The organism is Exiguobacterium sp. s122, assembly GCF_018618475.1.
In the GTDB taxonomy this organism is placed as follows: Bacteria; Bacillota; Bacilli; order Exiguobacteriales; family Exiguobacteriaceae; genus Exiguobacterium; species Exiguobacterium himgiriensis.
This window is the reverse complement of the sequence record NZ_JACSMD010000001.1, coordinates 1,353,663-1,380,027: the sequence shown is the minus strand read 5'-3', so window position 1 is coordinate 1,380,027 and position 26,365 is coordinate 1,353,663. Positions and strand designations below refer to the sequence as shown.

The window sequence follows — 26,365 nt, the reverse complement described above, 5'->3', positions numbered from 1 at the left end:
CAACTGACATATAGGAGATAAGCATAACATCTTCAGGAAAAATGAGACGGAGAAAAAAGGTGAAGACGTTTTCTCCGTTCACTTATGACCAATGAGACTGAGCGAGTGAGGCTGAAGCAAAGGAAAGCCACCCAAATCCCGTGGTTCGCAATCAATGGGGTAAGCAAGATGACCACGAACGTAAAAACGAGAAACGCATAAATGAGTGAATTACGAACGGGTCGCGCGAATCCCATGCCAGCAAAAATGCCTTCATACAACATGGCGAAACCGCCTGCGAGCGGATAAAGTAAAATCCAAATATAATACGTTTCAATCGTCGTCCGGAGCGCCAAATCGTCAGTGAACATCCGGATGACGCCATCTTGTGCAGCTAACAGGAAGACGGTGATTCCAATCATCGACCAAAAAATAAAGCGAGCGCCGATGTGAACGGTAACGCGATACGCTTCTTGCGATTTCTGCCCGATTGCGCGACCGATTAAGACTGTTGAAGCTTGTCCGATCCCACCGAACCAGTAGGCGATTAAGTATTGCAATTGAAACAAGATGGCGTTCGCACTCAACGCCTCGACGCCTTGTCTCGCACCGAGTGAGGTGAACGAAAGGGTCATAAGTAGCAAAAAAACGGTACGAATGAACAGATCACGATTGACCGTCAAATAGGTGACATAAGCGCCGACGTTCAATAATTCTCGACTGATTTGTGTAGAAAACGAGGTACGACTATAGATGAACAGCCACCCAAACCCGAACGTCATCGCTTCTGACAAACTTGTCGCGAGCGCAATGCCGGCAACTGAATCATCAAACAGACGTATGAACCATACGTCTAAGATGATGTTCAACAAGTTTCCCCCGACTTGAATGACTAAAGCGGTCCGAACTCGGCCGTGACCGATCAACCAACCGAGTATGACATATGTGCCAAGGGCGAATGGAGCTGCAAAGAGGCGCGTCGTAATATACGTTCGGACGGCGTCGGCCATAGAGGCATCGGTCACAAGGATAAAGATGGCGGACTCGCGAATCGGTATGAGGAGGAAGACGAAACCGATTCCGATAAGAAAAGATAGGACGAGCGGACGAAACAAACTCATTTGAACGAGGGTTGGATCGTTTTGTCCGAGTGCTTGCGCAGTGAACCCGCTCGTGCTGATCTTTAAAAACCCGAATAGCCAATAGAGGGTATTGAATACGACCGCCCCGATTGCAACTGCCCCAATCGCAGTCAAATCGCCCGTGTTCGCAATGACAATCGTATCGACCACACCGAGGAGTGGCGTCGAAAAACCAGCGAGTACGAGCGGATAAGCGATGAGCCAAAATGATTTAGTCGAGACCATGTAACAATCGGCCCTTCTCGACAAACGCATCACGCAATGCAGTCGTGTACGGATGTCGCGCATCTCCAAACAATTCATCGGTACGGAATGCGTCAACAATCGTTCCTTCAGATAAGACAAGGATACGATCGCACAATTTTGATACGACCGATAAATCATGAGAGATGAATAGGAACGCCTTCGATTGATCGTGACGATAAGACTGTAGCATCTCGACGATATGATGTTGCGTGAGCGTGTCGAGAGCTGTGGTCGCTTCGTCAAACACAACGAGTTGAGGATTGAGGCTTAGCGACCTGGCGATGGCGGCCCGCTGCTTTTGTCCTCCGCTTAACTCTCGTGGATAGGAGGCCATGCATGCGTGTGGCAGTTGAACGACATCGAGCAAATGAGCCAACTTAGTCGATTCCTCACTCGGTTCAATCATTTGAAAGTGACGGAGCGGCTCTAAAATCGAATCTGCTAGCGTCCATCTCGGGTTAAACGATTCGGAGCTATCTTGAAACACCGCTTGGATGTTTTTTCTCATCGACCTTCGTTCTTCGTGTGAAGCGCTATGCCAAGACAAATCTCTGAAACGAATCTCTCCATCGTCAATCGACTCAAGTCCGAGGATACAGCGTGACAACGTGCTTTTCCCACTTCCGCTCGTCCCAATCAGCCCGACCGATTCGCCAGCCTGAACGGTGAATGTGACGTCACGCAAGATTGGCTTTCCATTATAGTATTTTGAGACGTCTTTAACGTGTAGGAACATATTCGAGTCGATCCTCTCGTGTTAAAATCGGTGCCGCCTTGAGCAAGGACTTTGTGTACGGGTTTAGTGAGTCAAGCAATTGCGCCCGGTCTCCCGCGTCAACAATCCGTCCTTCTTTCATGACGAGAATATAGTCGGCATACATCATCGCCTCGGCTAAATCGTGGGTGACCCATAACAGGCTCGATGTTCGTCCAACCATCGTCTTCAACCACTCGGTCACTTGCCGAGCCGTCAACACGTCGAGCGCATTCGTAATTTCATCCGCGATAAGAAGTGTCGGTTGAAGGATACTTGCAAGCACGAGCGAAAAACGCTGTAATTGTCCGCCACTCAGTTCCCCTGGATAGCGATGCAACAGTTCTTCCGATAAATGGACTTTGTCCATAATGGAGCGGATGCGGTCTGCGTCGTATGATTGCTTATGACTTACGAACAAATCGCGAATATGCGCATCCATCGTTAAAAATGGAGCGAACGACGTCGTATATTGTTGAGGAATATAGCCGATTTCACACCCATAGATCGAACAGGTGGTACTGGCTCTTTGAATGTCTTCGCCGTTCCACGAAATCGTACCGCTCGGTTGAAGGGTGTTCGGCAGCATCTGCAGAATCGATTTGACGAGAAGCGATTTCCCGCTCCCGCTCGCACCGACAAGACAGACCCATTTGTTTTGTTCGATGAAAAGGGAGACATCCTGTAAAAGTGAACGCTCACCTTGCTTGACATAAAGGTGCTCAATGCGTAGCATGTCGTGGCCTCCTGATAGTTAAACTTGGAAATGACGTGTTAGTTTCGTCGATAATCTCGTCGACCCGATTATGGTCAATACGATACAGACGGCCGGCCAGAACACGAGTGCCGGATTGGTCGAGAGGTAGTTTCGTCCTTCACTGATCATGCCGCCCCATTCCGGTAAAGGCAACTGAACACCTAATCCGATGAAAGAGAATGCGGAGATAAGCAAGATCACTTTTCCGAGATCGAGACTCATGACGACCAAAATATGCGGACAGATTGCCGGAAGAATGTGCCGACGTGCAATCTTCGGCCTTGAGAGTCCGTTCACACGGGCAGCGAGAATATGTCCTTTGGTGCTCTCCTGCATGACGAGCGTATGGACGAGTCGAGTATAAGACGTCCATTTAATCAAGCTGATGGCGAGAACGAGACTTTGAATACTCGGACCCATGACTCCGGCGAGTACGATGGCGAGCACGGTATCGGGAAAGATGATGGTCGCATCTGTCACTTTTGTCACGATGGGTTCCAATTTTCGATAGACGAAACCGCTCATCAGACCAAGTATAACGCCGATTGTCGCTGTGACAATCACGATGGCGAGACTTAACCCGACCGTGATACCTCCTGCAAGAAGAAGCCGCGATAACACATCTCGCCCGAGGTGGTCGGTTCCGAGCAGATGGTTTAGAGACGGGGCGGCAAGTCGATTCGTCACGTTTGCAGTGAACGGGTCTCCCATTACTACCATCCAGCAAACAGCAACAAACATGAAGACCAAGCTGAATCGAATCGGCCATTTATTCATCTTGACACATCCTTTCGATAAAGATGAGGTTGAAGTACCCGTAACGTCACACCGGTCATCAGATTAATACTGACGACTAAACAAGTAGTGAAGACGAGATAGCCCTGTAAGACCGGGAAGTCACGACGTAATACCGAATCGACCATGAGTTTTCCCACCCCCGGATAGGCAAACAACACTTCGAGTACGACTACGCCTCCCATAAGACTTGCCACACTCACTCCGAACATCGAGACGACAGGCGGTAAGGCAGCTCGCACGATATAACGCGTCAATAACGTTCTTGAACGAATCCCACGTATTTTCGCCATCATGACATAATCCGTCGACATCACCTCAAGCAATGTTGAACGGATGAGGCGGATGTAGACGCCGCCTACGGCGATGCCTAACGTCAAAGATGGCAAGATGAGACTCGTTAATCCGTTTCTCCCCATCACAGGTAACCATTGAAGGGATACGGCGAACACATACATGAGAGTCAAGCCAATCAAAAAACTTGGAACCGATGAGCCGAGAATTGATAACCCTGAAGCGAGTTTGGCGAAGGCAGAATTCGGCCGGAACGCACTGATCGCACCGAGCGGGACGGCGAGCACAACCGCTACAAGGACACCACCTGCCGCAAGCTCGAATGTGGCGACATAGTTATCCTTAAACAGTTGGGTCACAGGTTGACCGGTAATGAGGGAGTCGCCTAAATTCAGGCGAACGACTTCAGAGAGCCAGTTCGCGTATTGAATCCAGACGGACTCCGTGAACCCGAGCTCTTCACGAAGGCGGTCAATTTCAGCCACGTCGATTTGCAGTTCATCAACTTTCAGTAGATAGAGGACAGGGTCTCCCGGAACGAGTCGAAGCAGTAAAAAACTGAAAAAAGTGAAGACTAGAAAAGCTAGTCCCCACTCAAGCGACTTTCGCAACACAAACCGCTTCATCTCACAACACATCCAAATCTTTTGTGATCATATAATACTCGCTCTTTTCAGTGACCCACCCACGGACACTGTCTTTCAACGCGACATTTGTCGACGGATGGACTAAAAAGGAGTTGATGACACGCTCATCGACATATTGCGCAATCTCTTCAGTCATACGGTCACGTTCGGTACGGTCGACCGTCTCGTTTAAGCGGTCGATTTTCTGCGTCAACGTCGAATCTTCTACCCCGCTAAAATTCAACGCGCCGTCCGGATGGAACGTGGCGTTCAAATAATAGCCGCCATCACCACGGGGCGCGGTCAAATTGCTATACGTCGCAAGATCCCAATTTCGTTCGGATGCCATGTATTCTTCGGGTGTGTCAATCATTTGAATATCAATCGTAATCCCGGCTTGTTTTGCGTCGGATTGAATCAGCTGTGCGATAAGCGGTAAGTCAGGTCGGGAGCTGTACGTCAGTAGTTTTAACCGGACCGGTTCACCATCTTTTGTCAACACCCCGTGAACGTTCTCATAACCATCTTGTTTAAGTAAATATAAGACGTCTTGTTCCTCATGATTTTCGTATGTCGGGGCGAACGGGAACGACGGTAAGAATGGACCGGCTGCAGTCGTGGCATAGCCGTTTAGAATGCCATCCACGATTTGCTCCCGGTTGATGAGCGAGTCGATCATTCGACGCATGGCGAGCGACTGCATATGTCCGCGTTCAAGGTTCATCGTCAATTGATGGACGCGGAACGTCTCTGCTTTATCGACGATATGCCCGTTCTGCTCCAACGTATCGATCATTTCGATTTCCGGACGATAAACGATGTCTGCTTCACCAGATTGAAGCGCCATTGTACGAGATCCTGGGTCCTCATTAAATGTGAACATGACGGTATCGAGTTTCGGTGTTCCATCCCAATAGGCGTTATGCCGCTCAAGTTGAATGTTCGATCCGGGTTGGAATGACACAACTTGAAAAGGACCGGTCCCGATAGGTTGCTGATCGATTGCCGCATCCGCGGTGACATCGATGATAGATGTGTTCGGATGGACAAGTTCATTGACGAGTTCTGGATAAGGGATGGTCGTCTCAATTAACAGATTCGATGCTTCCGCAGTAATCGACTTGATACGCAATGCGCTTTGGAGCCCTATATTCTCATCAAGAGAGCGATCGAGTGACCGTTTGACTGCTTGTGCGTCGAGCGGTTTTCCATTATGGAACGTGACGTCTTCTCGTATGTAAATGCGCCATGTCGTTTCATTCACTTGCTCGAACGAGCGTGCGAGCCATGGATCGACAGATAATGTCTCATCGTTCAATTTGAAGAGCGTTTCGGTCACACCCGCGCGGAGCGGCACGTAACTTGAGTCACGATGCGGGTCTAGTGATTGAGTCGAGAAATTATAAACAAAGTGTAAGTGACGATTGTCTTGGTCGGGTTCGCTACATGCCGCCAACACAACGAGTGAAAGTATACAGATTAGAGAGCGTACATATTTCATATAAGTGACATCCTTCTTTCAAATTGTAATGATTACGAATTAAATCATAACGTAACCATTACGATGTATCAATCATTTATTATTCATTATCAAATCAATCAAAAAATGAATTAATTTCAAAATGAAGAAAATATATTTAAAAATCCAAAAAATTAAATTTAATTCTTTCAGAAATGTACTTATAATAATAAATGCCAAGTTATCCATTCTTTACAATTTCTTGGTCGAAATGATTTATATGTATTGGAGATATGTAATATGAACACTTTACTTAGTTTCATTTATGCGCTTTATGTCACATTTTTATATGTGAACCCTCTCTCGCTCGACACTCCATATAGTACGGCCGAATATTTCGCATCGTACGACCGTCATGTCGATAGTTGGGAAAATGCGGAGTTGTTTGAATCACTCGGGATCGATCTTGATTTGAACATGGACCGTATCATGCATGAGGCGCCGTTCCAAACGTTTTATACGGACATTATCGTCGAAGACGTGATCTACGACGGGTACTCGTCGATGATGGTGGAAAAATCGATTCAAGGCGACATCCTTCATATCGAATGGGACGCACCGATTGTTGACGTGACCGACAAAATCGTCGTTTTACCGATGACCGATGCGTCATTTGAGGCGCGGGATGACGCGTATCATCTTGACCATTATGGCGAGGTACTTAACGATGAGAAAGCGAATCGTTACTTGACGAAATTGAAGGAAGCAGGAGCGGCTGGCTACATCATTACCCCGCATAAAGAAGCATCGGACGAGTTTGGATTCGTCCATGCATCGGCCTGGCTCGGTATTGGCGGAACCGGCGTTGGGATGGATACGGCTGAAGTGTTAACTGATGGCCAAACCGTGACGATCGAGCCATACGAGTCGGTAATGCCTTATACGGAATTCGTTCAGACGGGGACGAGCGATGAGGAAGTTGTCGTGATGGCACGCCTAGATAGCAGCGGCTACGGGGACCATGCGTTGACTGGCCTCGGTGGTGCCTCGATTTTGTATCACGTCATTCAAGCGATGGATGACGTCAAGACGAAAGCTACGATTCGCTACGTCTTTTTGAACGGGTACGGGGAAGGGTATGAGGCGAGTACAGATTACCTTGACATGTTAGAGGAGCGCGACGTGACATTGAGAACCGTCATGTTGCTCGACTTGATCGGGACAGGAGATACGGACCGTTTCGTCAAAACACACGGCATGAAGTCGTATCTGTTCTTGGACAGCGCATCGTTTGACGGTGTCGAAGTGAGAAGTTTAGGGGTGTCGATTTTAGACGAATATCGCCAAGCCGGCATCGATGTCATCTCGATGAACGATTCTCTCACAGCGAGCCAAGACGTTTTTACAGAAGATGACACGATTGATCGGCTATCGGATGACGCGATGCTCGAGCATGTGGATTGGTTAGTCGAGTGGTTGAAGACACAATGAACGGATCAAAGACTGCAGACGATACATGGTCGGCAGTCTTTTCTATATGAAATAAAAAGATGAATAAACATCTGAACAGAGCTTTATCTGTACATTAACTACATCATAATGGAAACATGGTACGCTCGTTTGTAGTGATTGTAGTTTAATATCTAATTGATAAGAGGATGATAGGAATGGTGGATAAAATTCAAATGTTCAAATTATCGATGCTCACGATTATCGCAATCAGCACCGGCTATATTGCTTGGCATATCGATGATCTGATCAATGCATTACTTCTGATTTCCTCTGCACTTCAAGCGTTGACCTAACTCAATCCTATTAATTAAACTGATTTCAAGATTGAAAGGACTTCTGAATATTCGGAAGTCCTTTTGTGTTAGCCAGTCTTCATTTCAGGTCACCTAAATTGACGAACCGGACACTAGAAAAATTCTATCGCTCTTAATACAAGAACCAGATAAAAGAGCGTCGGAATCAATGTGAATAATAAACCAATCCATTTCGTTCGTTGCTTGAACTGCATGAGGAACCCAATCGTCCATAGCAGGAACCATAACAGAAAGTACCATCTATAGTCTGGCACATCCGTCTCTGCAAAAGCGGATCGACCAATCGTTAACATAACCGAAAAAAATAAGACGAACAATCCTGAAAGAACGTTCCAACTGGATCTTACAATTTTTTTTAGCATTTTCTGAGTCCTCTCTTCATTTAAATATGGTCACCACATATACTGAGCTCTTTATACGGTGATTTTACATAGGGGATACACAGTTACTTCGGCTTCTGGAAGGATTATCCTTTTTTACGGGCGATTCATCGCGACAATGTAGAGAAGACTAACGTGCTCACGCATGAGTTTTGCTCGATACGCCTCGCGATGTTCGGTATGATAAAAAAGGAGGCGATACAATGGAACGAAACATGAATATAACGAGACCTTACGGTGAATTGGCCGGAACACTACGACTGCACGACACCCCACGGAAGACGGTCGTCATCTTAAGTGGAAGCGGACCGAGTGACCGTGATGGCAACATGGGACCGTCCCAGTTTGGCACGTACAAGAAGTTGGCAGAGGCGTTGTTTGAAATGGGTGTCAACGTCTTTCGATATGACAAACAAGGGATTGGCGAATCGGACGGAGACTTTAACAAAGTCGGGCTGCACGACTTGATTGACGATGCGATTGCTGTAGTCCATCAAATCAAGCGTTTATCGGAAGTGACCGACGTCGTGATTCTCGGTCATAGCGAAGGAGCAGTCATCGCGCCAGCTGTTCAACTCGAAACGAAAGCGTCAGGCTTGATTCTCTTAGCCGGATTTAACAATGCGTCGAAACAGATGTTCTTGCTTCAAGCGGATGCGCTTGCTAAAGAAATCGCATCCGTCAAAGGCGTGAAGGGCTTCTTTTACCGCTTGACCGGTGTCCCCGGGAAAGTACGAAAGCGCCAAGACGAACTATTTGAACGGTCGCTTCGGACGAATGTCGCTTCATTTAAATATCGGGGCCAAATCGTCAATGCGAAATGGATTCGTGAGCACGCATCGTACGACGTGCGCGAACGACTCGAACATATTCACGTACCCGTGCTCGCCATGACAGGTGATCGCGACGTCCAAGTCCCGCCAGAACACGTTCATTCTCTTCGTACGAAAGGGGAAGTTCAGAGTTACGTCATTCAAGACATGAACCATCTGCTCGTCGAGCGGACGAGTCCGCATTCACTTCTGACGCTGCATAAAGAATATCGTGACGCAATCGAAGCGCCGTTACATCCGGTTCTCATCCAACAACTTCATACATGGTTTCAAAAACAGCCATGAATAGTCAAAAACGGTCACCTAGTGACCGTTTTTTATGTTATAATTGTGACAAATGAAAAAATATTGAGCGAATATGAATGTTTTTGATTGTTTTTTGAATGTAAACGCTTTATATTAGAACTACGGAGGGAATACGATGTTAACGAAACAACGACATCAACTGATTTTGCAACGGTTATCGGAGCAACGAATCGTCAAATTGAAAGAGTTGGTCGAATTGACAGAAGCGTCAGAGTCAACCATCCGTCGGGATTTGACCGATCTTGAAGCAGAAGGTTATTTAGAACGGGTACATGGCGGCGCCACTCTTGTCGTCCGCCCGGAAGAAGAACCGACGTTTGAAGAGAAACGTGACCGTCACGTCGATGAGAAAGTCGCGATTGCACGGAAGGCCGCGACGTTTATCGAGGACGGCATGTCTGTCTATCTCGATGCCGGGACGACGACGCAAGCCATGGTCCCGTTCTTAACTGGAAAACAAGTCGTCGTTGTCACAAACAGTCTTCCGATTGCGAATGATTTGTTCGACCTCGATATTAAGACGTTCGTCATCGGGGGAGAACTGAAACGTTCGACCCAAGCGCTCGTCGGCTATAACGCCCGCGAGAGCATGATGAACTATCGAGTCGACCTCGCATTTTTAGGAATCAACGGTGTCGACCTCGAGGCTGGTTATACGACACCGGACCCAGAAGAAGCCCTCGTCAAAAAAACGGCGATTGAACTCGCACGTACGGCTTACATCTTGGCGGATGACTCGAAATTCGGGAAACGGTCATTCAGTCGAGTCGCTTCACTCGAAGCGGCGACCCTGATCACACTGTCAGATGTCGCGTACGTTCGTTCAATCGAATCTACAACAAAGGTGGTGAACGCCCAATGATTTACACGTTAACGCTCAACCCTTCAATCGACTACTATGTCACGTTACCGGAAGTTGTGCTAGGAGAAGTGAATCGGATTCAAGAGACGACACAAACAGCAGGTGGCAAAGGAATCAACGTCGCGTTCGTCTTACGAGAATATGATGTCGAGACGGTCGCACTCGGATTCGTCGGTGGAACGACCGGTGAATTCATTAAACAAGCATTAAAAGACAAAGGCGTCCAAACCGACTTTATTGAAGTCACGGGTGAAACGCGAATCAATGTGAAGATTCGGGCCAAAGAAGAGACGGAGCTCAATGCGAGCGGACCTGTCATTCAAGACGTCGAGCTCGAGCAACTGACGAAACAATTCGAACACGTGAGCGCTGGTGACATCGTCGTCCTCGCAGGCAGTATCCCGGGTAATTTACCGAGTACTTTATATCGGACACTTGCCGAGACGGTGCGTGCCAACGGGGCCGAATTTGTCGTCGATACGACGAAAGAAGCGATGCTTGAGGTGTTGTCACTCGAACCGCTTATGATCAAACCGAACCACCATGAACTCGGTGAACTGTTCGATACGGACATTGAGACGTTCGAGCAGGCTCTCCCTTATGCGGAAAAACTTGTTGAACGGGGAGCGAAGAACGTCATCGTCTCGTTCGCCGGTGACGGTGCGATGCTCGTCAATGCATACGGTGCCTATACGGCTAATACGCCGAACGGGAAGCTCGTCAACTCGGTTGGAGCTGGTGATTCGCTTGTCGCCGGATTCGTCGCTAACATTCTCGACCACGACGCGTCAGAGGCGTTCCGCTATGCGGTAACGACCGGCAGCGCGTCTGCCTATACGTTTGGCCTCTGTACGAAACAAGACGTGGACCGCTTGGTCGGCGAAGTCAACGTCACCCCACTATCTCGATTGGAGGAAACAACATGAACATCACGGATCTGCTCAAAAAAGACACGATTCAATTGAATCTCGGCAGCCGTACGAAAGCAGACGTCATCGAGGAGCTCGTCGACGTGCTTGATCGGGCCGGAAAACTCTCGGACCGGAACGGGTATCGTGACGCTATTCTCGCACGTGAAGCGCAAAGTACGACGGGTCTCGGTGAAGGAATTGCGATTCCGCACGCGAAGACGAAAGCGGTCAAAGAACCGGCAATCGCGTTCGGTCGCTCGGAAGGAATCGATTATGAGGCACTTGATGGGCAAGACAGCCGCTTGTTCTTCATGATCGCAGCAGGCGAACACGCGAACAATGAGCACTTGGAAACGTTATCGAAATTATCTGTTTTCCTTATGGATCCGAACTTCCAAGAACGTCTATACGCCGCGACTTCTGCCGATGACGTCATTCGGGCGATTGAAGAGAAAGAAGCGGCTGAAGCAGCACCGGTCGAAACGAAAGCCGTGAAAGAGGACGCACCATATATTCTCGCCGTCACAGCTTGTCCGACAGGGATTGCGCACACGTATATGGCTGCCGATAGCTTGAAACAAAAGGCAGACGCCATGGGTGTTGACATGAAAGTCGAGACGAACGGATCGACGGGTGTCAAAAATGAGTTGACGTCAGCGGATATCGCCAAAGCGACAGCGATTATCGTTGCTGCGGATAAGGCGGTCGAGATGGACCGTTTCGCTGGCAAACACGTCATCGAAGTTCCTGTCGCTCAAGGAATCCGGAAGCCTGAGGAATTGATCAACCGCGCTGTGAAACAAGACGCACCGGTCTACCAGTCGTCTGGCAAGTCTGACGGAGAGAAGAAAGAACAGCGCACAGGAGTTTACAAACACTTGATGAGTGGGGTCTCAGCAATGCTTCCACTCGTCGTCGCTGGGGGTCTCTTGATCGCACTCAGCTTCTTCTGGGGCATCAACTCAGCGAACCCGGATGATCCGTCATACAACGAATTCGCCGCACAACTCATGACAATCGGTGGCGCCGCATTCGGCTTCCTCGTTCCGGTTCTTGCTGGTTTCATCGCGATGTCGATTGCCGACCGTCCGGGTCTCGCACCAGGTCTTGTCGCTGGTTTCCTTGCAAGTGAAGGTGGAGCAGGCTTCCTCGGTGGTCTCATCGCCGGTTTCCTTGCTGGTTATGTCGTCGTCTTCTTAAAACGGGCGCTCGCGAAGTTGCCAGCGTCACTCGAAGGCATCAAGCCCGTACTGTTGTATCCGTTACTCGGTTCGTTCATCGCAGGGATGATCATGTTGCTCGTCGTCAACGAACCGATTGCCGCGTTCATGACATGGCTCATGGAAGTCCTCAACGGAATGAGCGGGGCAAACGCCGTCTTACTCGGTGTGATCGTCGGTGGCATGATGGCCGTCGATATGGGTGGTCCAATTAACAAGACCGCCTACGTCTTCGGTACAGCCGCGCTCACGGCGGGTAACCAAGAAGTCATGGCAGCGGTCATGGCCGGTGGGATGGTACCACCGCTTCTCGTCGCGCTCGCATCGACTGTATTCGCTCGTCAGAAGTTCTCGAAGCAAGAACGTGAAGCAGGGAAGACTGCATACGTTATGGGTGCCTCATTCATCACGGAAGCAGCCATCCCGTTCGCAGCAGCTGACCCGATTCGCGTCTTGCCATCAGCTATTCTCGGTTCGGCGATTGCCGGTGGGTTGTCAGCATTCTTCGCCATCCAATTGCCTGCACCACACGGCGGCATCTTCGTCTTCCCACTCCTTGAAGGAGCTGGTAACGTCGTCATGAGCATGGGGCTTTACGCGATTGCAATTCTTGCTGGAGCCTTGATTGGAGCACTCCTCCTCTCATTCTTGAAAAAACCACTTACGACTGCGACAGCTACACCTACACCGAAACAAGACGTCGCGTAAGTTGAACGGCCGTGGAGATTCCACGGTCGTTTTTTGTCGTTAAAATGTCTTTGGATTTCATTGACTTGTGGATTGTAGGTTGGCGATTTGTGGTAAAATACTTATAAAACTTGCGTAAGGAGGGGGTCGAGATGGTGATACGGGCAGCCGAACCGAAAGACGCGTACGGGATTGCGCGCGTTCGAGTGAACGGGTGGCGAACGACATACCGCGGAATCGTACCGGCCGATTTTTTGTTGAAACTGTCATCGAACACGATTGAATGGGCTGAAAAGGTTCGCGACGCCCTTTCAAAACGGGAATTGGATGGATATGTCGCTGTCGTCGAAGAAGAAATCGTCGGTTTCGTTCTGTACGGGGCAGAGCGGACAGGGAAGTATCCGGATCATTCGAATGAAGTGTACGCCATCTACGTGCTCGAAGAACATCAAGGGAACGGTCTCGGCTCACGTTTGCTCGAAAAGGCGGTCGAAACGATGTGTAGCTCAGGAATCATCATTTGGGCGCTCGAGTTGAACCCATATCGCTCGTTTTACGAGCAAAAACAAGGCGAAGTGATTGATGAGAAAGAGCGCACGTTCGGGGAAATCGCGCTTCGCGAAGTCGCCTACGGGTGGACGAAAGCCAATTATGACGCCATTATCGGAGCTTGACCAGACGCGACCTTATTGTTGCGTCTTTTTTTGAGAGGAGCTTGTTTATGAAAGGTCGAATCGATACGTCATCAAAATGGATTCCGTTTTCTTCTAAGGAGATTTATGAATCGTTTCTCGACCCAAGACGACTTGAGAAATGGTTGGCGCCAAAAGGGATGTGCGCGCAGATTGACGTGTTTGACCCACTGGCCGGTGGTATGTATCGTATCGTTTTGACGTATGAAGACGAAACCGTCACAGGGAAGACGTCGTTACATACAGACGTCTCGAAAGGGCGATTCGTCAAGCTCGAAACGAATCAGAAGATTGTCATGGCCGGTATATTCGAGACCGAGGATCCCAGCTTTTCAGGTGAAATGGTTCAAACGTGGTATCTCGAGGAGATGGACGACGGTACAAACGTGACCATTGTATGTGAGAACGTTCCAAGTGGCATTTTGAAAGAAGATCACTTGAGCGGACTAGGAGCGACGTTAAATCAACTTTCAGATTTTCTGAAAGGAAAAACTAGCGAATAAACGCTTTTCCAGTTCATTCACTCAGAACCGATAAAACATCTGCTTCTTCGCGCAGATGTTTTATCGGTTTGATTCGTTTTGACGCATGTGTTTTACATGGTGACCACACAAAATTGACTAAAACCCCCACTTTAAGACATGAAAGTTATTCGTAATTGGAATGAAAAGGTTTTCAATTATGAACATTCTAAATAGCATAAAGAATTTTTCTAAGGGTTATAAAGAAATGCTGATTTCGACCGATATTGTCAGTAACGTGACGAGCAAATCGCTCGAGATTGGAGTTGTTCTATGAATCGAAAGTCAACCCGCACAATCAGCATCAAACAGAAATTAATTATCATGTCTGCACTTGTCTTACTCATTCCGTCATTATTGATTGGACTAGTCGCCTATGGTCAGGCGAAACAAAAAATTAAAGGTCAAATCTTACAGTCTGCCCACTCGGGAGTGGAGCGGATGGATGTTGAGATTAATAATTTGGTCGGTCCGATTAAAGGCGATATTGATTTTTTCGCCCAACGAATCGATGCGACGCTTTATGAGTCGGGTAGTGACAATCTCGCATTAGAAGAAAAATTTCTAGAGTATTTGGCGACTCACCCTAAAGTCACGAACATCTACTATGCCTCGACAGAAGGCGAGATGACGATCTATCCTGAACAATCGCTACCAGACGACTACGATCCGCGAGTACGGCCGTGGTATGAATCGGCTGAGGCGGCAGCGGGACAAGTCGTCATCACCGATCCGTACGTCGACGCGGCTTCTGAGAAGATGATGGTCACGTTGTCGCGTGAAACGACAGACGGTCGAGGAGTGGTTGCGGTCGATGTCGATGTCAACGACATCGCAGCCGTCGCTGCAAGTATTAAAATCGGGAAAAACGGCTATATCACCATCCTCGACCGGACGCAGCGATTCGTCACCCATCCGACGCTTGCGACAGGCGAAGAGGCATCAGGGGACTGGGTCGAACCACTCTATGGTTCAGCTGAAGACACGTTCGCTTATTCGTTTGAAGGGGACGCGAAACAAATGGATTTCATCACGAACGACTTGACCGGCTGGAAAGTCGCGGGCACGCTTTTCGAAGCCGAAATCCAACAAGAATCAGTCGGTATTCTGTGGACGACGCTAGCGGTCATCGCCGGGATGATCCTCGTCGCATCTGTTCTTCTTTACTTTGTCATTCGTTCGATTATTCGTCCGCTCAATCGTTTATCAAAAGGAGCAGAGCGGATTCAACAAGGCGATCTAACGGAACTCATTCCAGTGGATTCAAACGATGAAGTCGGGCGGGTCGCGGAAAGCTTCAATGCGATGACACAATCACTTCGGACGATCATTTCTCGGCTCGATGAATCCATCGGCCAAGTGGCGGCCTCGTCTCAAGAACTCATGGCGAACTCGGCTCAAAATACGGCATCCTCCGAACAGATTGCCGGGGCAGTGCAACAGATGGCAGCCGGGGCGGACGATTCGAAGCGTCAACTTGACGACAATGCGGTCTCGCTCCAAGCCATCACTTCGGGCATCATGCGCATCGCAGAAAGTTCGACGGATGTTTCCGAACTCTCGCGTGAGACAGCGATTGAGGCAGAAGACGGGACATCTGCCGTCACCGAGAATGTGGCTCAGATGCGTGCCATTGATACGTCAGTCAACTCGTTCTCTCGCGTCATTGAATCGCTGTCACACCGCTCAAACGAGATCGGGGACATCGTTGACGTCATCAACGGGATTGCCGCTCAGACAAATCTTCTCGCTTTGAACGCCGCAATTGAAGCGGCGCGGGCTGGCGAGAACGGGAAAGGGTTCGCTGTCGTCGCGAGCGAGGTCCGAAAGCTAGCCGAACAATCGCAACAGTCGACGAAACAGATTGCCCACTTGATTGATCGAATCAAGCAAGAGACCGAGCAGTCGGTCGTCTTGATGAAGGAAGTGTCGAGTCATACGAAAGCAGGGCTTGAAACGACAGAGAATACGGCGGCCCGGTTCCATAAGATTATGGCCCGGACGCAAGAGATGACACCACGGATTGAGGACGTGACGGCGACAGTCGAGGAAATCGCCGCGAACGTCGAGGAAGTATCGGCAGCAGCGACTCAAATCGCACATATCGCTGACGAGAACTCGAGTGCCTCGAAACAAGTGGCCGCGACGACCGAGGATCAGCTCGGCTCGATGGAAGAAGTGTCACAATCGGCGAAAGCACTCGCCGATATGGCGGAAGAACTTCAAGAACTCGTCTCTCGTTTCACGATTTAATAAAAAAGCGTCACGGTCTCTCATTTTAGAGGGCCGCGACGCTTTTTATTGTTTGCTTGAAACGCGATTGCGTCCGTAATGTTTTGCCGCATATAGCGCGTCATCGGCGTCTTGCAACACTTGCTCGACCGATTTGCCGCCGCCGAATGAGCTAACACCGAACGAGCACGTCACGTGAGGGACAGGGCCGAACGGTTCGGCATTCACCAGTTGTCGTAACTTATTGGCGAGCCGTACCCCGTCGGAGAGCGTTGAATGCGGGGCGACAATTAGAAACTCTTCACCGCCCCAGCGGCCAATCACATCGGTCTTGCGAATGTTTCGGCGAAGTAGTTGAGCAATCGAGCGTAAGACGAGATCGCCTGTCGGATGACCGAACGTATCATTGACGAGTTTAAAATAATCGATGTCGAGCATGATGACGGCCGCATCCGGTGAGTCGTCCGGTCGTTCCGCCACGGTCATCAACATGTCACTTACTTTCTTCCGATTGTACAGCTCGGTCAACGGGTCGAGAGAGGAGAGCTGTTCGATTCGCTCTTCATGACGGCGTTGTTCGGTCGCATCTTCAAGCACACCGACACCACCTGCCACACGTTCATGTTGAAAACTCGGAGACATCGTTGTCCGTAAAAAGCGAGCTTGAAAATCCGGACCGTAATGCCAACCGGCAAGACGGACTGTCTCCCCCTTTAAGACACGTAAGGTGGCATCGTTCAAGTTCAAGTGGGCGGACGTACAACGCTCGAATGAAGGATACTCGGTCACCGATAATCCGAGCAACGAGATAAACGATTCGTTATAGCTGATGATGTGACCGGATTGGTCAAACGTAAACAGACCAATTGGAAGTTCGTCCCATGAGGAAGGATTCAGAAGTAGTTTGTCTGCCTCATCTTTTTCTTTAAAATTTGCCATAAGTGACACATGCGCGAACGCATACTTCCTCCTTTCTACATAGAAATTTGAAAGAATAGGACGTTCGTATTGATACTTTATACCCTGATTTGGAATGGAAATAGCTAAAAAGATAGAGAAATGTGCTGAATTTAAAAAGCTGTCAGTGATTAGACAAATCCGAATCGAGAAGTGCAAGACTAGTTTTGTCGATTTTATACGTTAAAGAGGATACGTTGATCGCATCCCTCTCTATCAGCCATATTCAAATCACATGAAGATTTCGTCCTTGTGTTGAAGGATGGTCGCGACTTGCCGTCTCACGCGATGAACAGAATCGGATTGTTCATACGCAGTCAACACCAGCTCAACCTCGTCGTGTCGCGTCTGAAGAATATGGGGCGATTGACTCTCGACGTACAATCCATCGTAACCTTCTAAGCAGTTGACCATCGCCTCGAGCGCCACTAAGCTGAGCGGTCGTCCGCGCTCTAACCAAGCGTTCATTTGATGCCACGTCGGCATGCTGACGGCGACGAGCCTCGCCCAGTTGGAATCGAACGCGTCACAGTTTGACTCGATCCAATCAAGCACGTCAGGCGAACGGAAACGATATAAACTTAAGAATGCGGCACTCGGAAGTTCTTTCGGTTCAATCTCGTCCAACTTGTCATAAACGCGTTGCAAACCTTCTTCGGTCGGTAGACTGCTCGCCGTCGCAGCGGCGAGTGAGTCAACTAATTCGTTGTCAACATCATGCCAGAGGCTGCGCACCCAATCGGCTGCCGGTGTGGCTATGACGTCAGCGACGACTTCGAGCAGGCGAGCCTTTACGTCGATATTTTGTGTGGCAACATATCTCGTTTTGACGGCATCAAACAACAGGGACGGGTCATGCCGTTTTAAGGAGTCTGTCACGTCGTCTTCGATATACCATCTCGAGACGGCAAATGAGAGAAGCGCCTCGACGTCGTGTCGGACTTCTTTAAGTGTCGGTGCCTCGTCTTGCTTCGTCACCAAAACGTCTAGTTCCGGTTGACACGCTGTTCCGTCTTCCTCATAAAAATCGTCATGTAACATCGGCTTGAACGAACCGTGCATACTCGCCAAGTTGTACCATTCGATTGGGCGCAAAGCATAGGCCATCAGTCGTTCATGGCACGAGGCGCACAGACGGTACGGTTGAACCGGGTCATCGGTCGTCTCGATGACATCGACCGCTCGGATTCGACACGCCTCACATATGGATTGATTTGACAATGTACTTCCTCCTATTCTTTGTTCACGATTGAAAAGTCCGCTCTCCGATGAGAAGCGGACCATTCTGACATTATAAGATTGGACTGAGCAGGCGTGACACGCCTTCTCGCAAGCGGACGGTCCATCGCCGCTCGGCATAATCCTCGACCGTGTACCGTCGGCTGACGGCGATGTCCGACTCGAACAACGAGGCGAGCTCGAGGGCGACTTGGCTGTCATAAATGATGGCGTTCACTTCGAAGTTCAAACGGAAGCTTCGGGCATCGAGGTTCGTCGTCCCGACCGTCGCGATCTCATCATCGACGACGAGCGTCTTCGCATGAAGGAAGCCTTGGTCGTACATATAGACGTTCGCGCCATAATCGAGCAACTCGCCGAGGAACGACAGCGATGCCCACATGACAAACGGATGGTCCGGTTTCCCAGGAATCATGATATTCATCTCGACGCCAGAAAGGAGTGCCATCTTACAGGCATCCATGAAACTCGCGTCCGGAATGAAATACGGCGTCTGGATGGTGACGCGATGTTTCGCCGACATGATCATTTTAATCATCATGTTCTTCAAATGTTCGGTGTCCGAGTTCGGACCGCTCGTCACGATTTGCATCGGTGATTTGTCCGAGATATCATGGCGAGCGAAACAGAACGTGTTCTCCGGGTCGTGTTTGTCGTGGCCGGAATAGTTCCAGTCTAAGATGAAGCGGTGTTGAAGATGATAGACGACGTCGCCCTCGACACGAAGATGCGTGTCGCGCCAATAGCCAAATTTTTCGACGAGGCCGAGGTATTCGGTCCCGACGTTAAAACCGCCAACGTACCCGATTTTCCCATCGATGATGACGACTTTGCGATGGTTTCGGTTATTTAATTTAAAATTGATGATTCCGAGCGTCGGTGGGAAAAAGACGCGGACCTCTCCGTTATGCGCAATCAGTTCTTTGAAGTCGGAGTTCCGCAAGCTACGTGAGCCGACGGCGTCATATAACAGGCGAACTTTCACCCCGGCCTTCGCCCGCTCGATCAACTCGTGGATGAGCGCTTTCCCGAGCGCGTCCCGCTGGATGATGTAGTACTGAATATTGATTTCTGTCTCGGCATTGCGGATATCATCCATCAACGCCTTAAATTTCTGTTCCCCGTCATGTAGAATCGAGGACTTATTATAGACGCTGACAAGTGATTTCGAGGAGCGTAAGTTCATCTCGAGCAGTTGCTCGTATTTTTCGAACAGCGGTTGCTGGAGCGCCGTCTCTTTCCGGCGTAGCTGCTCGATTTGACTCTCGACTTGGAGCGAGTGGAACGAGCGCTCCTCGACGCTCAAGTTAAAGAAGTTGTCTTTCTTCAACTGACGCCCGAGGAACAAATAGACGATAAAACCAAGGATCGGCAAGAAGAAGAGGACGAGGAGCCACGCCCACGTGGCGCCCACGTCGCGGCGCTCGGCAAAGATGACGGCGAGCGCGAATAATAAGTTTAATCCAAGGACGATATACAGTCCCCAACTAATAATAACGGACCAATCCATAACCCACACTCCTAACGACAATTTAGACATCTAGCTTTATCATACCTCATTCGGGGGAATAGTATGCTATCGAAACAAAGGGGGAGAAACGGATGCATATGAAACTGGATTGGAAACAAGGGATGGCGTTCGAGTCGATGACACCATCAGGTCATCGGGTGACACTTGATGCGGGGGAAGACGTCGGCGGATTGAACCTCGGGCCACGACCGACCGAGATGCTCTTACAGGCGACAGCTTCCTGCACCGGGATCGACATCGTCTCAATCCTCCATAAAATGCGGCTGCCGATTGAGAAATTCGAAATAGAGATTGACGGCGTCCGGGCGACGGAACACCCGAAACGGTTCACGGCGATCCACATCTTGTACGTGCTCGAAGGCGAACTGCCCGAGGAGCGGGTCCGCCGTGCCATCGAGCTTTCCGTCGATCGCTACTGTTCGGTCTCACACAGTCTAAACGCGACGTTCACCTATAGCTATCAGTTGAATAGGGGCGAGGTCGTGTTGTTCCGAGCAGAAGGATGAAGCAAGATGGTTGAAATCGGTCAGACGCGTCCGTTATATTGGTATTTCAAATACTGTATAACTAAGGAGGACGTTATGATTCGACTCGCGACGAAACGCGATGCTTTAGCCATCGCGAACCTAATCGAACAACGAGCCGTAGCGCTAAATGAACAAGGAAGCGACCAATGGACTGAATATTTGGAGCAAGATTTGTTGAAACGGGTAGAAACCGACATCGCTAGCGGTGACGTATATGTATATGAACAAGCAGATGCCATATTGGCCTCGATCGCCTTACTTCCACCGGACGAGTGGGACCATGCCTTATGGAAAGATGGCGAGCGCGGTCAATACATTCACCGGATTGTCGTCAGTGAGCAGTTGAAGGGCCAAGGCGTCGGTCAACAATTGATGGAGCATGTCCTTGAGGAAGCGAACGGGGAACACCCGATTCGTCTCGACTGTGTCGCAGACAATGCCTTCTTGAACGAGTATTACCCGCAGTTCGGCTTCGTTTATGTCGGCACACATAACGGGTACAACACGTTTGAATACAAGCTCGAGGCGAGCGTCAGTGCATGAGAGGTCAAACGACCTCTCATTTTGCTATACTTAAGGCTGAACGATAGGAGGAGAATAGATGATTAACACGGTACTAGTTGGATTCGGATTTTCGGCGACGACGTTTCATCTGCCATTTTTAAAAGAGCTAAAGGAGTATCGCGTTACCGGTGTCGTCTCATCACGCCCGGACGACGTATCGCGTCATCTGCCTGACGCTGAAGTGTTCGCCACACTCGGGGCGGCTCTCGAGAGTGAGGCGACACTATTTATCATTACGACGCCAACGCATCTACATAACGAGATGATTGAAGCGTGCTTGAAGGCAGGAAAAGATGTCCTCGTCGAGAAGCCGGCATTTTTGACTGTCGCGGAAGGAGAGGCGCTCCGTGATCTCGAGGAGAACAGTCGCGGCATCGTCAACGTGTTCCATAATCGCCGGTCGGACGGGGATTTCTTGACAGTCAAGGCGCTACTTGAAAAAGGTGAACTTGGGGACTGGAAAGTGTTCGAGTCACGCTTTGACCGGTTCCGGCCTGTCGTCCGTGACCGTTGGCGGGAGAACGCGGGCCCAGGTGCAGGGATTTTGTTTGACCTCGGCAGTCATTTGATTGACCAAGCGCTCGTCTTGTTCGGTGTCCCGGACAAGGTTCAAGCGGACGTTATGATTCAACGTGACGGCGGTCAATCGGACGACGGCTTTTTCCTCACGCTGCATTACGGACAGAAACGAGTGTATGTACGCTCGAACCCGTTTATCGCCGGTGAGGCTCCACGCTTCGAGTTGCACGGGACAGAAGGAAGTTTCATCAAACATGGCCTTGACCCACAAGAAGCGGCGCTACGGGATGGAAAGCTCACGCCGGACATCCTCGAGACGGGAACGCTCAGCCAAGAGGAGACAAGCGCTATCCCCATCGAGTCTGGATGCTATGTCGACTTTTACCGTGAACTAGCGGCGAGTTACATCGACCGTCGTCCGCTCGTCCCGCTAAGTGACGCGCTCTTGACGACACGAGTCATCGAATTGGCCCGTTTGTCTTCAGATGAACAACGCACAATCGATTTCTAACTAAAAAATCGGACATCCCGCGTGGGACGTCCGATTTTTTTATGCCGCATCTTCAGCTTCGATTGTCTTCTCGCTTTCTGAGACGATCGGGAAGTTTTTAAAGAGCTTGCTACCGACGAGTCCGGCGACAATCCCGATTCCGAACACGATGACGGCCGTTACCGTAACGGTTTGCCAATCGTTGAACCCGTACATGACGAGGAGTCCTGGAACACCTGCGGCCGAACCTGGTGCGTTGTTGACCATCCCGGTCATCGCGACGACGAGACCGGCCAAAGCGCCGCCGACAAAGTTGACGCTATAGATGGGAATCGGGTTGGCCGAGATGAGGTCGGCTTGCGTGAGCGGTTCGATAGCGACCGACAACTGATCTTTTTTCGTTCCAATGTTCAAACGTTTGAACAACAAGAAGTTCATTGAAATCGAGGCCGTTAAGGCGAGCGCGGCAATGGCCATCGGTACGCCTGTAAGGCCGAGCATAGCCGTCAAGGCCATCGAGCTGAGCGGTGACGTTGAGACGACCGTCACAATGCCGCCCAAGACGAGTCCCATAACAATCGGATTCTGTGTCGCCGCAAGTTCGATGACCGCCCCAATTTGGGCAAGCGTATTGGAGACGATCGGATCAATCCCAATGGCGACGAGTCGGGCGAGCGGCGCCATGATGATGACGTAGAAAATCATATCGACCCCGGCCGGCAAGTGTTTGTCGAGGCGACGCCCGAGCAGCCCGAGGATGTATCCGGCGAAGAATCCTGGCAAGATGCCGAATCCAGAGACGGAAAGTCCAAGCATGAGTGCATAGACCGGATTGATCCCGAGCGCGATGGCGACGAGCGCCGCAGCTGCCGGTCCGGAGAGCGAGCCGGCGGCTTGTCCGACTTCCTCATAGAGTGGAAGCGGTAAGAGTCCGCCGATGGCGTAGGCGTTGAACGCCTCGACTAAGAATGTGGCGATGGCCGCCCCGGCAAGCGCCCCCATCGCTTTCATGCCGAACGGGGCTTTGTAACTGAATAATGTAAAAAGTGCGAGAATCAATAGCAACAATGCTATCCCTTGAATGATCACCATGATGTTGTACCTCTTTCTCTCTGTTTGTATTTCTTCTATATTTAAACATCCCATCGCTCCTGTAAAGCCATTTCAACGAACTGACATAAGAAAGTTCGATGATAACGTTTCCAATGTGTCGTTTGGAAAATTATAGTCGGTCAGTAATGAAAATGTGCTGAAAAAAGTTGTGAAAATGTGTCAGGATGCGTTGGAGTGGGAAACAGGAAGTAGAAGTAGATTTAGATAGATGGAATTGAGGAGGAGAAGCAGAGATGGAGATCGAGAATCAGAAGTGGCACGCCCTCGAACCGGACCAGGTGAGGGAGCATCTCGAGACAGACGTCGACCACGGTCTCACGAATGAGGAAGTATCGAGTCGACAAGAAAAATACGGGAAGAACGTATTGCCCGAGAAGGAGAAGACGCCAGAAATCATCAAGTTTTTACGACAGTTCAATGACGTTCTCGTCTACGTCCTTCTCGGTGCAGCCGTCGTGACCGGATTTCTCGGTGAGTATATCGATACAATCGTCATCTTACTCGTCGTGACGATCATCGCGGTCGTCGGATATCTTCAGGAAAACAAAGCCGAACAGGCGCTTGAAGGAATAAAGAAACTACTGGAGACGAAAGCGAGCGTCATCCGTGACGGAAAACAAATTCAAGTCGACTCGAGCGACCTCGTCGTCGGCGACGTCATGGTGCTCGCTGCCGGAGATAAAGTTCCGGCCGACGCCCGCGTCGTCCAAGCCGAGAAATTTAAAGTGGAAGAATCCGCCTTGACCGGGGAAGCGACAACGGTCGAGAAAAAAATTAAAGTCGTACCGGAAGACGCGGTACTCGGTGACCGGAAAAACATGATTTATTCCGGAACGAGTGTCGCGACGGGCAGTGCGAAAGCACTCGTCACGTCCATCGGGGAAGGGACGGAGCTCGGTCAAATCAACGCTTCGATCGCTGAAGTCGAGACCGTAAAAACGCCGCTTATCCGTCAGACGACGAAGTTCGGTCAAACGGTGTCAATCGCCATTCTCGTCATTTCAATCGCCATTTATGCATTCGGCTATTTCTTCCGCGATTATGACCCGATTGAACTGATGCTGACGACGATTGGTCTTGCCGTTGCCGCGATTCCAGAAGGATTACCGGCTGTCATCTCGATTATTCTCGCGCTCGGTGTCCGAAACATGGCCGAGAAGAAAGCAATCGTTCGAAGTCTACCATCGGTCGAGACGCTCGGTGCTGTCTCGGTCATTTGTACAGATAAGACGGGTACGTTGACGAAAAATGAGATGACCGTCAAACAAGTCGTGACGGCGAAACACGATATCGAAGTATCGGGAAGCGGATATGCACCAGATGGAGACCTTGAAATCAACGGTCAACCGTTCGATCTCGACGATGATGCTTCGATGGTCGATTTACTCACGGTCGGGAAGACGTGTAACGATGCTCAACTGTATCAAGAAGAAGGAAAATGGGTTGTCAACGGGGACCCGACCGAGGCGTGTCTGTTGACGCTCGCCGAGAAGGCTGAACAGCCGATTGAGCGGTTAAAAGTCATCTCGAAGATTCCGTTTGATTCAGAATATAAATATATGGCTACGCTCGTCGACTATAAAGAGGAGCGCATGATCTTTATCAAAGGCGCGCCGGATCGTCTGTTCGATATGGCCGAAGGGAACGATTTCGACCGGGCATATTGGGACGAAAAACGAAAAGAGATTGCCGACCGCGGTCAACGTGTTCTCGGGGGCGGGTTTAAACGTGTCGATGCTTCGAAAGACACGGTCGACCATGAAGATGTCGAAGATGGGGTGACCTTCCTCGGACTTTACGGCATCGTCGACCCGCCTCGTCCAGAAGCAATCGAAGCGGTCGCTGCTTGTCGGGATGCCGGCATCCGCATCAAGATGATCACCGGTGACCATAAAGATACGGCCGTCGCCATCGCCCGTGAACTTGGGATGGAAGTCGAAGGTGCGCTTGAAGGAAAAGAATTGACGAACATGTCTGACGAAGAGATTAAAGAAGCGTCGGTTCATAACGATGTCTTCGCACGGACGAGTCCGAACGATAAACTACGCCTCGTCAAAGGCCTCCAACAGAACGGGCTCATCACGTCGATGACGGGAGATGGGGTCAACGACGCGCCAGCCTTGAAGCGGGCCGATATCGGGGTCGCAATGGGGATTAAAGGGACAGAGGTCGCAAAAGAAGCCTCTCAGATGGTCCTTGTCGATGATAACTTCAAAACGATTTATAATGCCGTCCGTGAAGGACGCCGCGTCTATGACAACTTGAAGAAGACGATTTTGTTCCTATTGCCGACGAACGGTGGACAGGCGCTCCTCGTCGCGATGAGTATTTTGCTGGGAGCTTCCGCGCCGCTTAGTCCGGTCCAGATTTTATGGGTCAACATGGTCGTCGCCATCACGCTCTCGCTCGCGATCGCTTTCGAGCCGCTCGAGGAAAGCACGATGAAACGGCCACCGCGTCCGGCGAACGTGCCGCTCTTGAGTAAATATTATGTCTTCCGAATTATCTTCATCTCGATCTTGATTGGGGGAGGTAGTCTCGCCATCAACTATCTGCTCGCCGATTACGATTTCTCGACGGCGAAGTTGCAGACGATTACGCTCAACACGATTGTCATGGCCCAGTTGTTCCACTTGTACAACTGTCGGACCGAGCTCGCGCCAGCGTTTAACCGTCACTTCTTTGACAACAAGATCGCATTCCTTGTCTCCGGACTCTTGATTGCGCTCCAGTTGTTCATCACGTATGTGCCGTTCATGCATACGCTGTTCGGCACAGCCGCACTCGAGTTAAGTGACTGGCTCTTCCCGGTCGTGTTCGGTTTCATTGTCTTCGTGATTGTTGAAATTGAGAAAGCTATCTCGCGTCGCGTCATCGGAGATAAAAACATTCACTGACGTTTC

General features: G+C 50.0%; 23 protein-coding genes. 13 read left to right on the top strand and 10 right to left on the bottom strand.

The features are described 5' to 3' along the window. Positions 1-32: 32 nt before the first annotated feature. From KNP92_RS07135 to nikA, 6 genes are read right to left on the bottom strand one after another with little or no spacing between them, the layout of a single operon-like run. Positions 33-1,346 carry an MATE family efflux transporter gene (locus KNP92_RS07135; protein WP_214838971.1) on the bottom strand — a complete coding sequence of 438 codons (1,314 nt, stop codon included), beginning with the start codon at positions 1,344-1,346 and terminating at the stop codon, positions 33-35. Then, positions 1,333-2,052: an ABC transporter ATP-binding protein gene (locus KNP92_RS07130; protein ID WP_214838970.1), complete on the bottom strand. Its 720-nt coding sequence runs from the start codon at positions 2,050-2,052 to the stop codon at positions 1,333-1,335. The genes KNP92_RS07135 and KNP92_RS07130 overlap by 14 nt, the downstream gene beginning before the upstream one ends. 34 nt (positions 2,053-2,086) lie before the next feature. Continuing rightward, the gene (locus tag KNP92_RS07125; RefSeq protein ID WP_214838968.1) at positions 2,087-2,857 is read right to left on the bottom strand and encodes an ATP-binding cassette domain-containing protein; all 771 of its coding nucleotides are present in this window, start codon (positions 2,855-2,857) and stop codon (positions 2,087-2,089) included. 18 nt (positions 2,858-2,875) lie between these two features. Next, on the bottom strand, positions 2,876-3,655 hold the full coding sequence (locus tag KNP92_RS07120) for an ABC transporter permease (protein WP_214838966.1): 780 nt from the start codon (positions 3,653-3,655) through the stop codon (positions 2,876-2,878). Continuing rightward, entirely contained in the window at positions 3,652-4,593 is a 942-nt protein-coding gene (locus tag KNP92_RS07115) for an ABC transporter permease (protein ID WP_214838964.1), read from the bottom strand. The genes KNP92_RS07120 and KNP92_RS07115 overlap by 4 nt, the downstream gene beginning before the upstream one ends. A 1-nt stretch (position 4,594) precedes the next feature. After that, the gene (nikA, locus tag KNP92_RS07110) at positions 4,595-6,094 is read right to left on the bottom strand and encodes a nickel ABC transporter substrate-binding protein (RefSeq protein WP_214838962.1); all 1,500 of its coding nucleotides are present in this window, start codon (positions 6,092-6,094) and stop codon (positions 4,595-4,597) included. 258 nt (positions 6,095-6,352) lie between these two features. Here nikA and KNP92_RS07105 point away from each other — a divergent pair, with 258 nt between their 5' ends. The 9 genes from KNP92_RS07105 (at position 6,353) to KNP92_RS07065 (ending at position 16,543) form a co-directional block, all read left to right on the top strand. After that, a complete protein-coding gene (locus tag KNP92_RS07105) occupies positions 6,353-7,543 on the top strand; it encodes a zinc-binding metallopeptidase family protein (protein WP_214838960.1) in 1,191 nt (396 codons plus the stop codon). 176 nt (positions 7,544-7,719) lie between these two features. Then, the gene (locus tag KNP92_RS07100) at positions 7,720-7,857 is read left to right on the top strand and encodes a hypothetical protein (protein WP_214838958.1); all 138 of its coding nucleotides are present in this window, start codon (positions 7,720-7,722) and stop codon (positions 7,855-7,857) included. A 604-nt stretch (positions 7,858-8,461) separates the two neighbouring features. Further along, entirely contained in the window at positions 8,462-9,376 is a 915-nt protein-coding gene (locus tag KNP92_RS07095; RefSeq protein WP_214838956.1) for an alpha/beta hydrolase, read from the top strand. Between the two features lie 136 nt (positions 9,377-9,512). Beyond that, the gene (locus tag KNP92_RS07090) at positions 9,513-10,259 is read left to right on the top strand and encodes a DeoR/GlpR family DNA-binding transcription regulator (protein WP_214838954.1); all 747 of its coding nucleotides are present in this window, start codon (positions 9,513-9,515) and stop codon (positions 10,257-10,259) included. Next, complete coding sequence (pfkB, locus tag KNP92_RS07085) at positions 10,256-11,185, top strand: 1-phosphofructokinase (RefSeq protein WP_214838952.1); 930 nt, start codon at positions 10,256-10,258, stop codon at positions 11,183-11,185. Before KNP92_RS07090 ends, pfkB begins: the two co-directional genes overlap by 4 nt. After that, positions 11,182-13,098, top strand: a complete 1,917-nt coding sequence (locus KNP92_RS07080; RefSeq protein WP_214838950.1) for a PTS fructose transporter subunit IIABC — start codon at positions 11,182-11,184, stop codon at positions 13,096-13,098. The genes pfkB and KNP92_RS07080 overlap by 4 nt, the downstream gene beginning before the upstream one ends. 131 nt (positions 13,099-13,229) lie before the next feature. Beyond that, complete coding sequence (locus tag KNP92_RS07075) at positions 13,230-13,751, top strand: GNAT family N-acetyltransferase (protein ID WP_214838948.1); 522 nt, start codon at positions 13,230-13,232, stop codon at positions 13,749-13,751. Positions 13,752-13,798: 47 nt separating this feature from the next. Beyond that, positions 13,799-14,272 carry an SRPBCC domain-containing protein gene (locus KNP92_RS07070; RefSeq protein WP_214838946.1) on the top strand — a complete coding sequence of 158 codons (474 nt, stop codon included), beginning with the start codon at positions 13,799-13,801 and terminating at the stop codon, positions 14,270-14,272. Positions 14,273-14,563: 291 nt separating this feature from the next. Beyond that, positions 14,564-16,543, top strand: a complete 1,980-nt coding sequence (locus KNP92_RS07065) for a methyl-accepting chemotaxis protein (RefSeq protein ID WP_251136424.1) — start codon at positions 14,564-14,566, stop codon at positions 16,541-16,543. A 45-nt stretch (positions 16,544-16,588) separates the two neighbouring features. Here KNP92_RS07065 and KNP92_RS07060 read toward each other — a convergent pair whose 3' ends face one another. The 3 genes from KNP92_RS07060 to cls form a co-directional block, all read right to left on the bottom strand. Next, on the bottom strand, positions 16,589-17,461 hold the full coding sequence (locus KNP92_RS07060) for a GGDEF domain-containing protein (protein ID WP_214838944.1): 873 nt from the start codon (positions 17,459-17,461) through the stop codon (positions 16,589-16,591). Positions 17,462-17,710: 249 nt separating this feature from the next. Next, on the bottom strand, positions 17,711-18,700 hold the full coding sequence (locus KNP92_RS07055) for a class I SAM-dependent methyltransferase (RefSeq protein WP_214838942.1): 990 nt from the start codon (positions 18,698-18,700) through the stop codon (positions 17,711-17,713). Between the two features lie 70 nt (positions 18,701-18,770). Continuing rightward, the gene (gene cls, locus KNP92_RS07050) at positions 18,771-20,228 is read right to left on the bottom strand and encodes a cardiolipin synthase (RefSeq protein WP_214838940.1); all 1,458 of its coding nucleotides are present in this window, start codon (positions 20,226-20,228) and stop codon (positions 18,771-18,773) included. A 92-nt stretch (positions 20,229-20,320) separates the two neighbouring features. Between cls and KNP92_RS07045 the strand changes: the two genes are divergently transcribed. The 3 genes from KNP92_RS07045 (at position 20,321) to KNP92_RS07035 (ending at position 22,370) form a co-directional block, all read left to right on the top strand. Continuing rightward, on the top strand, positions 20,321-20,755 hold the full coding sequence (locus KNP92_RS07045; RefSeq protein WP_214838938.1) for an OsmC family protein: 435 nt from the start codon (positions 20,321-20,323) through the stop codon (positions 20,753-20,755). A 75-nt stretch (positions 20,756-20,830) separates the two neighbouring features. Next, positions 20,831-21,319 carry a GNAT family N-acetyltransferase gene (locus tag KNP92_RS07040; RefSeq protein ID WP_214838936.1) on the top strand — a complete coding sequence of 163 codons (489 nt, stop codon included), beginning with the start codon at positions 20,831-20,833 and terminating at the stop codon, positions 21,317-21,319. Between the two features lie 58 nt (positions 21,320-21,377). Further along, positions 21,378-22,370, top strand: coding sequence for a Gfo/Idh/MocA family protein (locus tag KNP92_RS07035; RefSeq protein WP_214838934.1), 993 nt, complete (start codon positions 21,378-21,380; stop codon positions 22,368-22,370). Positions 22,371-22,409: 39 nt separating this feature from the next. Here the strand turns inward: KNP92_RS07035 and KNP92_RS07030 are convergent, their stop codons facing one another. Beyond that, entirely contained in the window at positions 22,410-23,441 is a 1,032-nt protein-coding gene (locus tag KNP92_RS07030; RefSeq protein WP_214838932.1) for a PTS sugar transporter subunit IIC, read from the bottom strand. 254 nt (positions 23,442-23,695) lie between these two features. Between KNP92_RS07030 and KNP92_RS07025 the strand changes: the two genes are divergently transcribed. Next, complete coding sequence (locus tag KNP92_RS07025; protein ID WP_214838930.1) at positions 23,696-26,359, top strand: cation-transporting P-type ATPase; 2,664 nt, start codon at positions 23,696-23,698, stop codon at positions 26,357-26,359. The last annotated feature ends 6 nt before the right edge of the window (positions 26,360-26,365 follow it).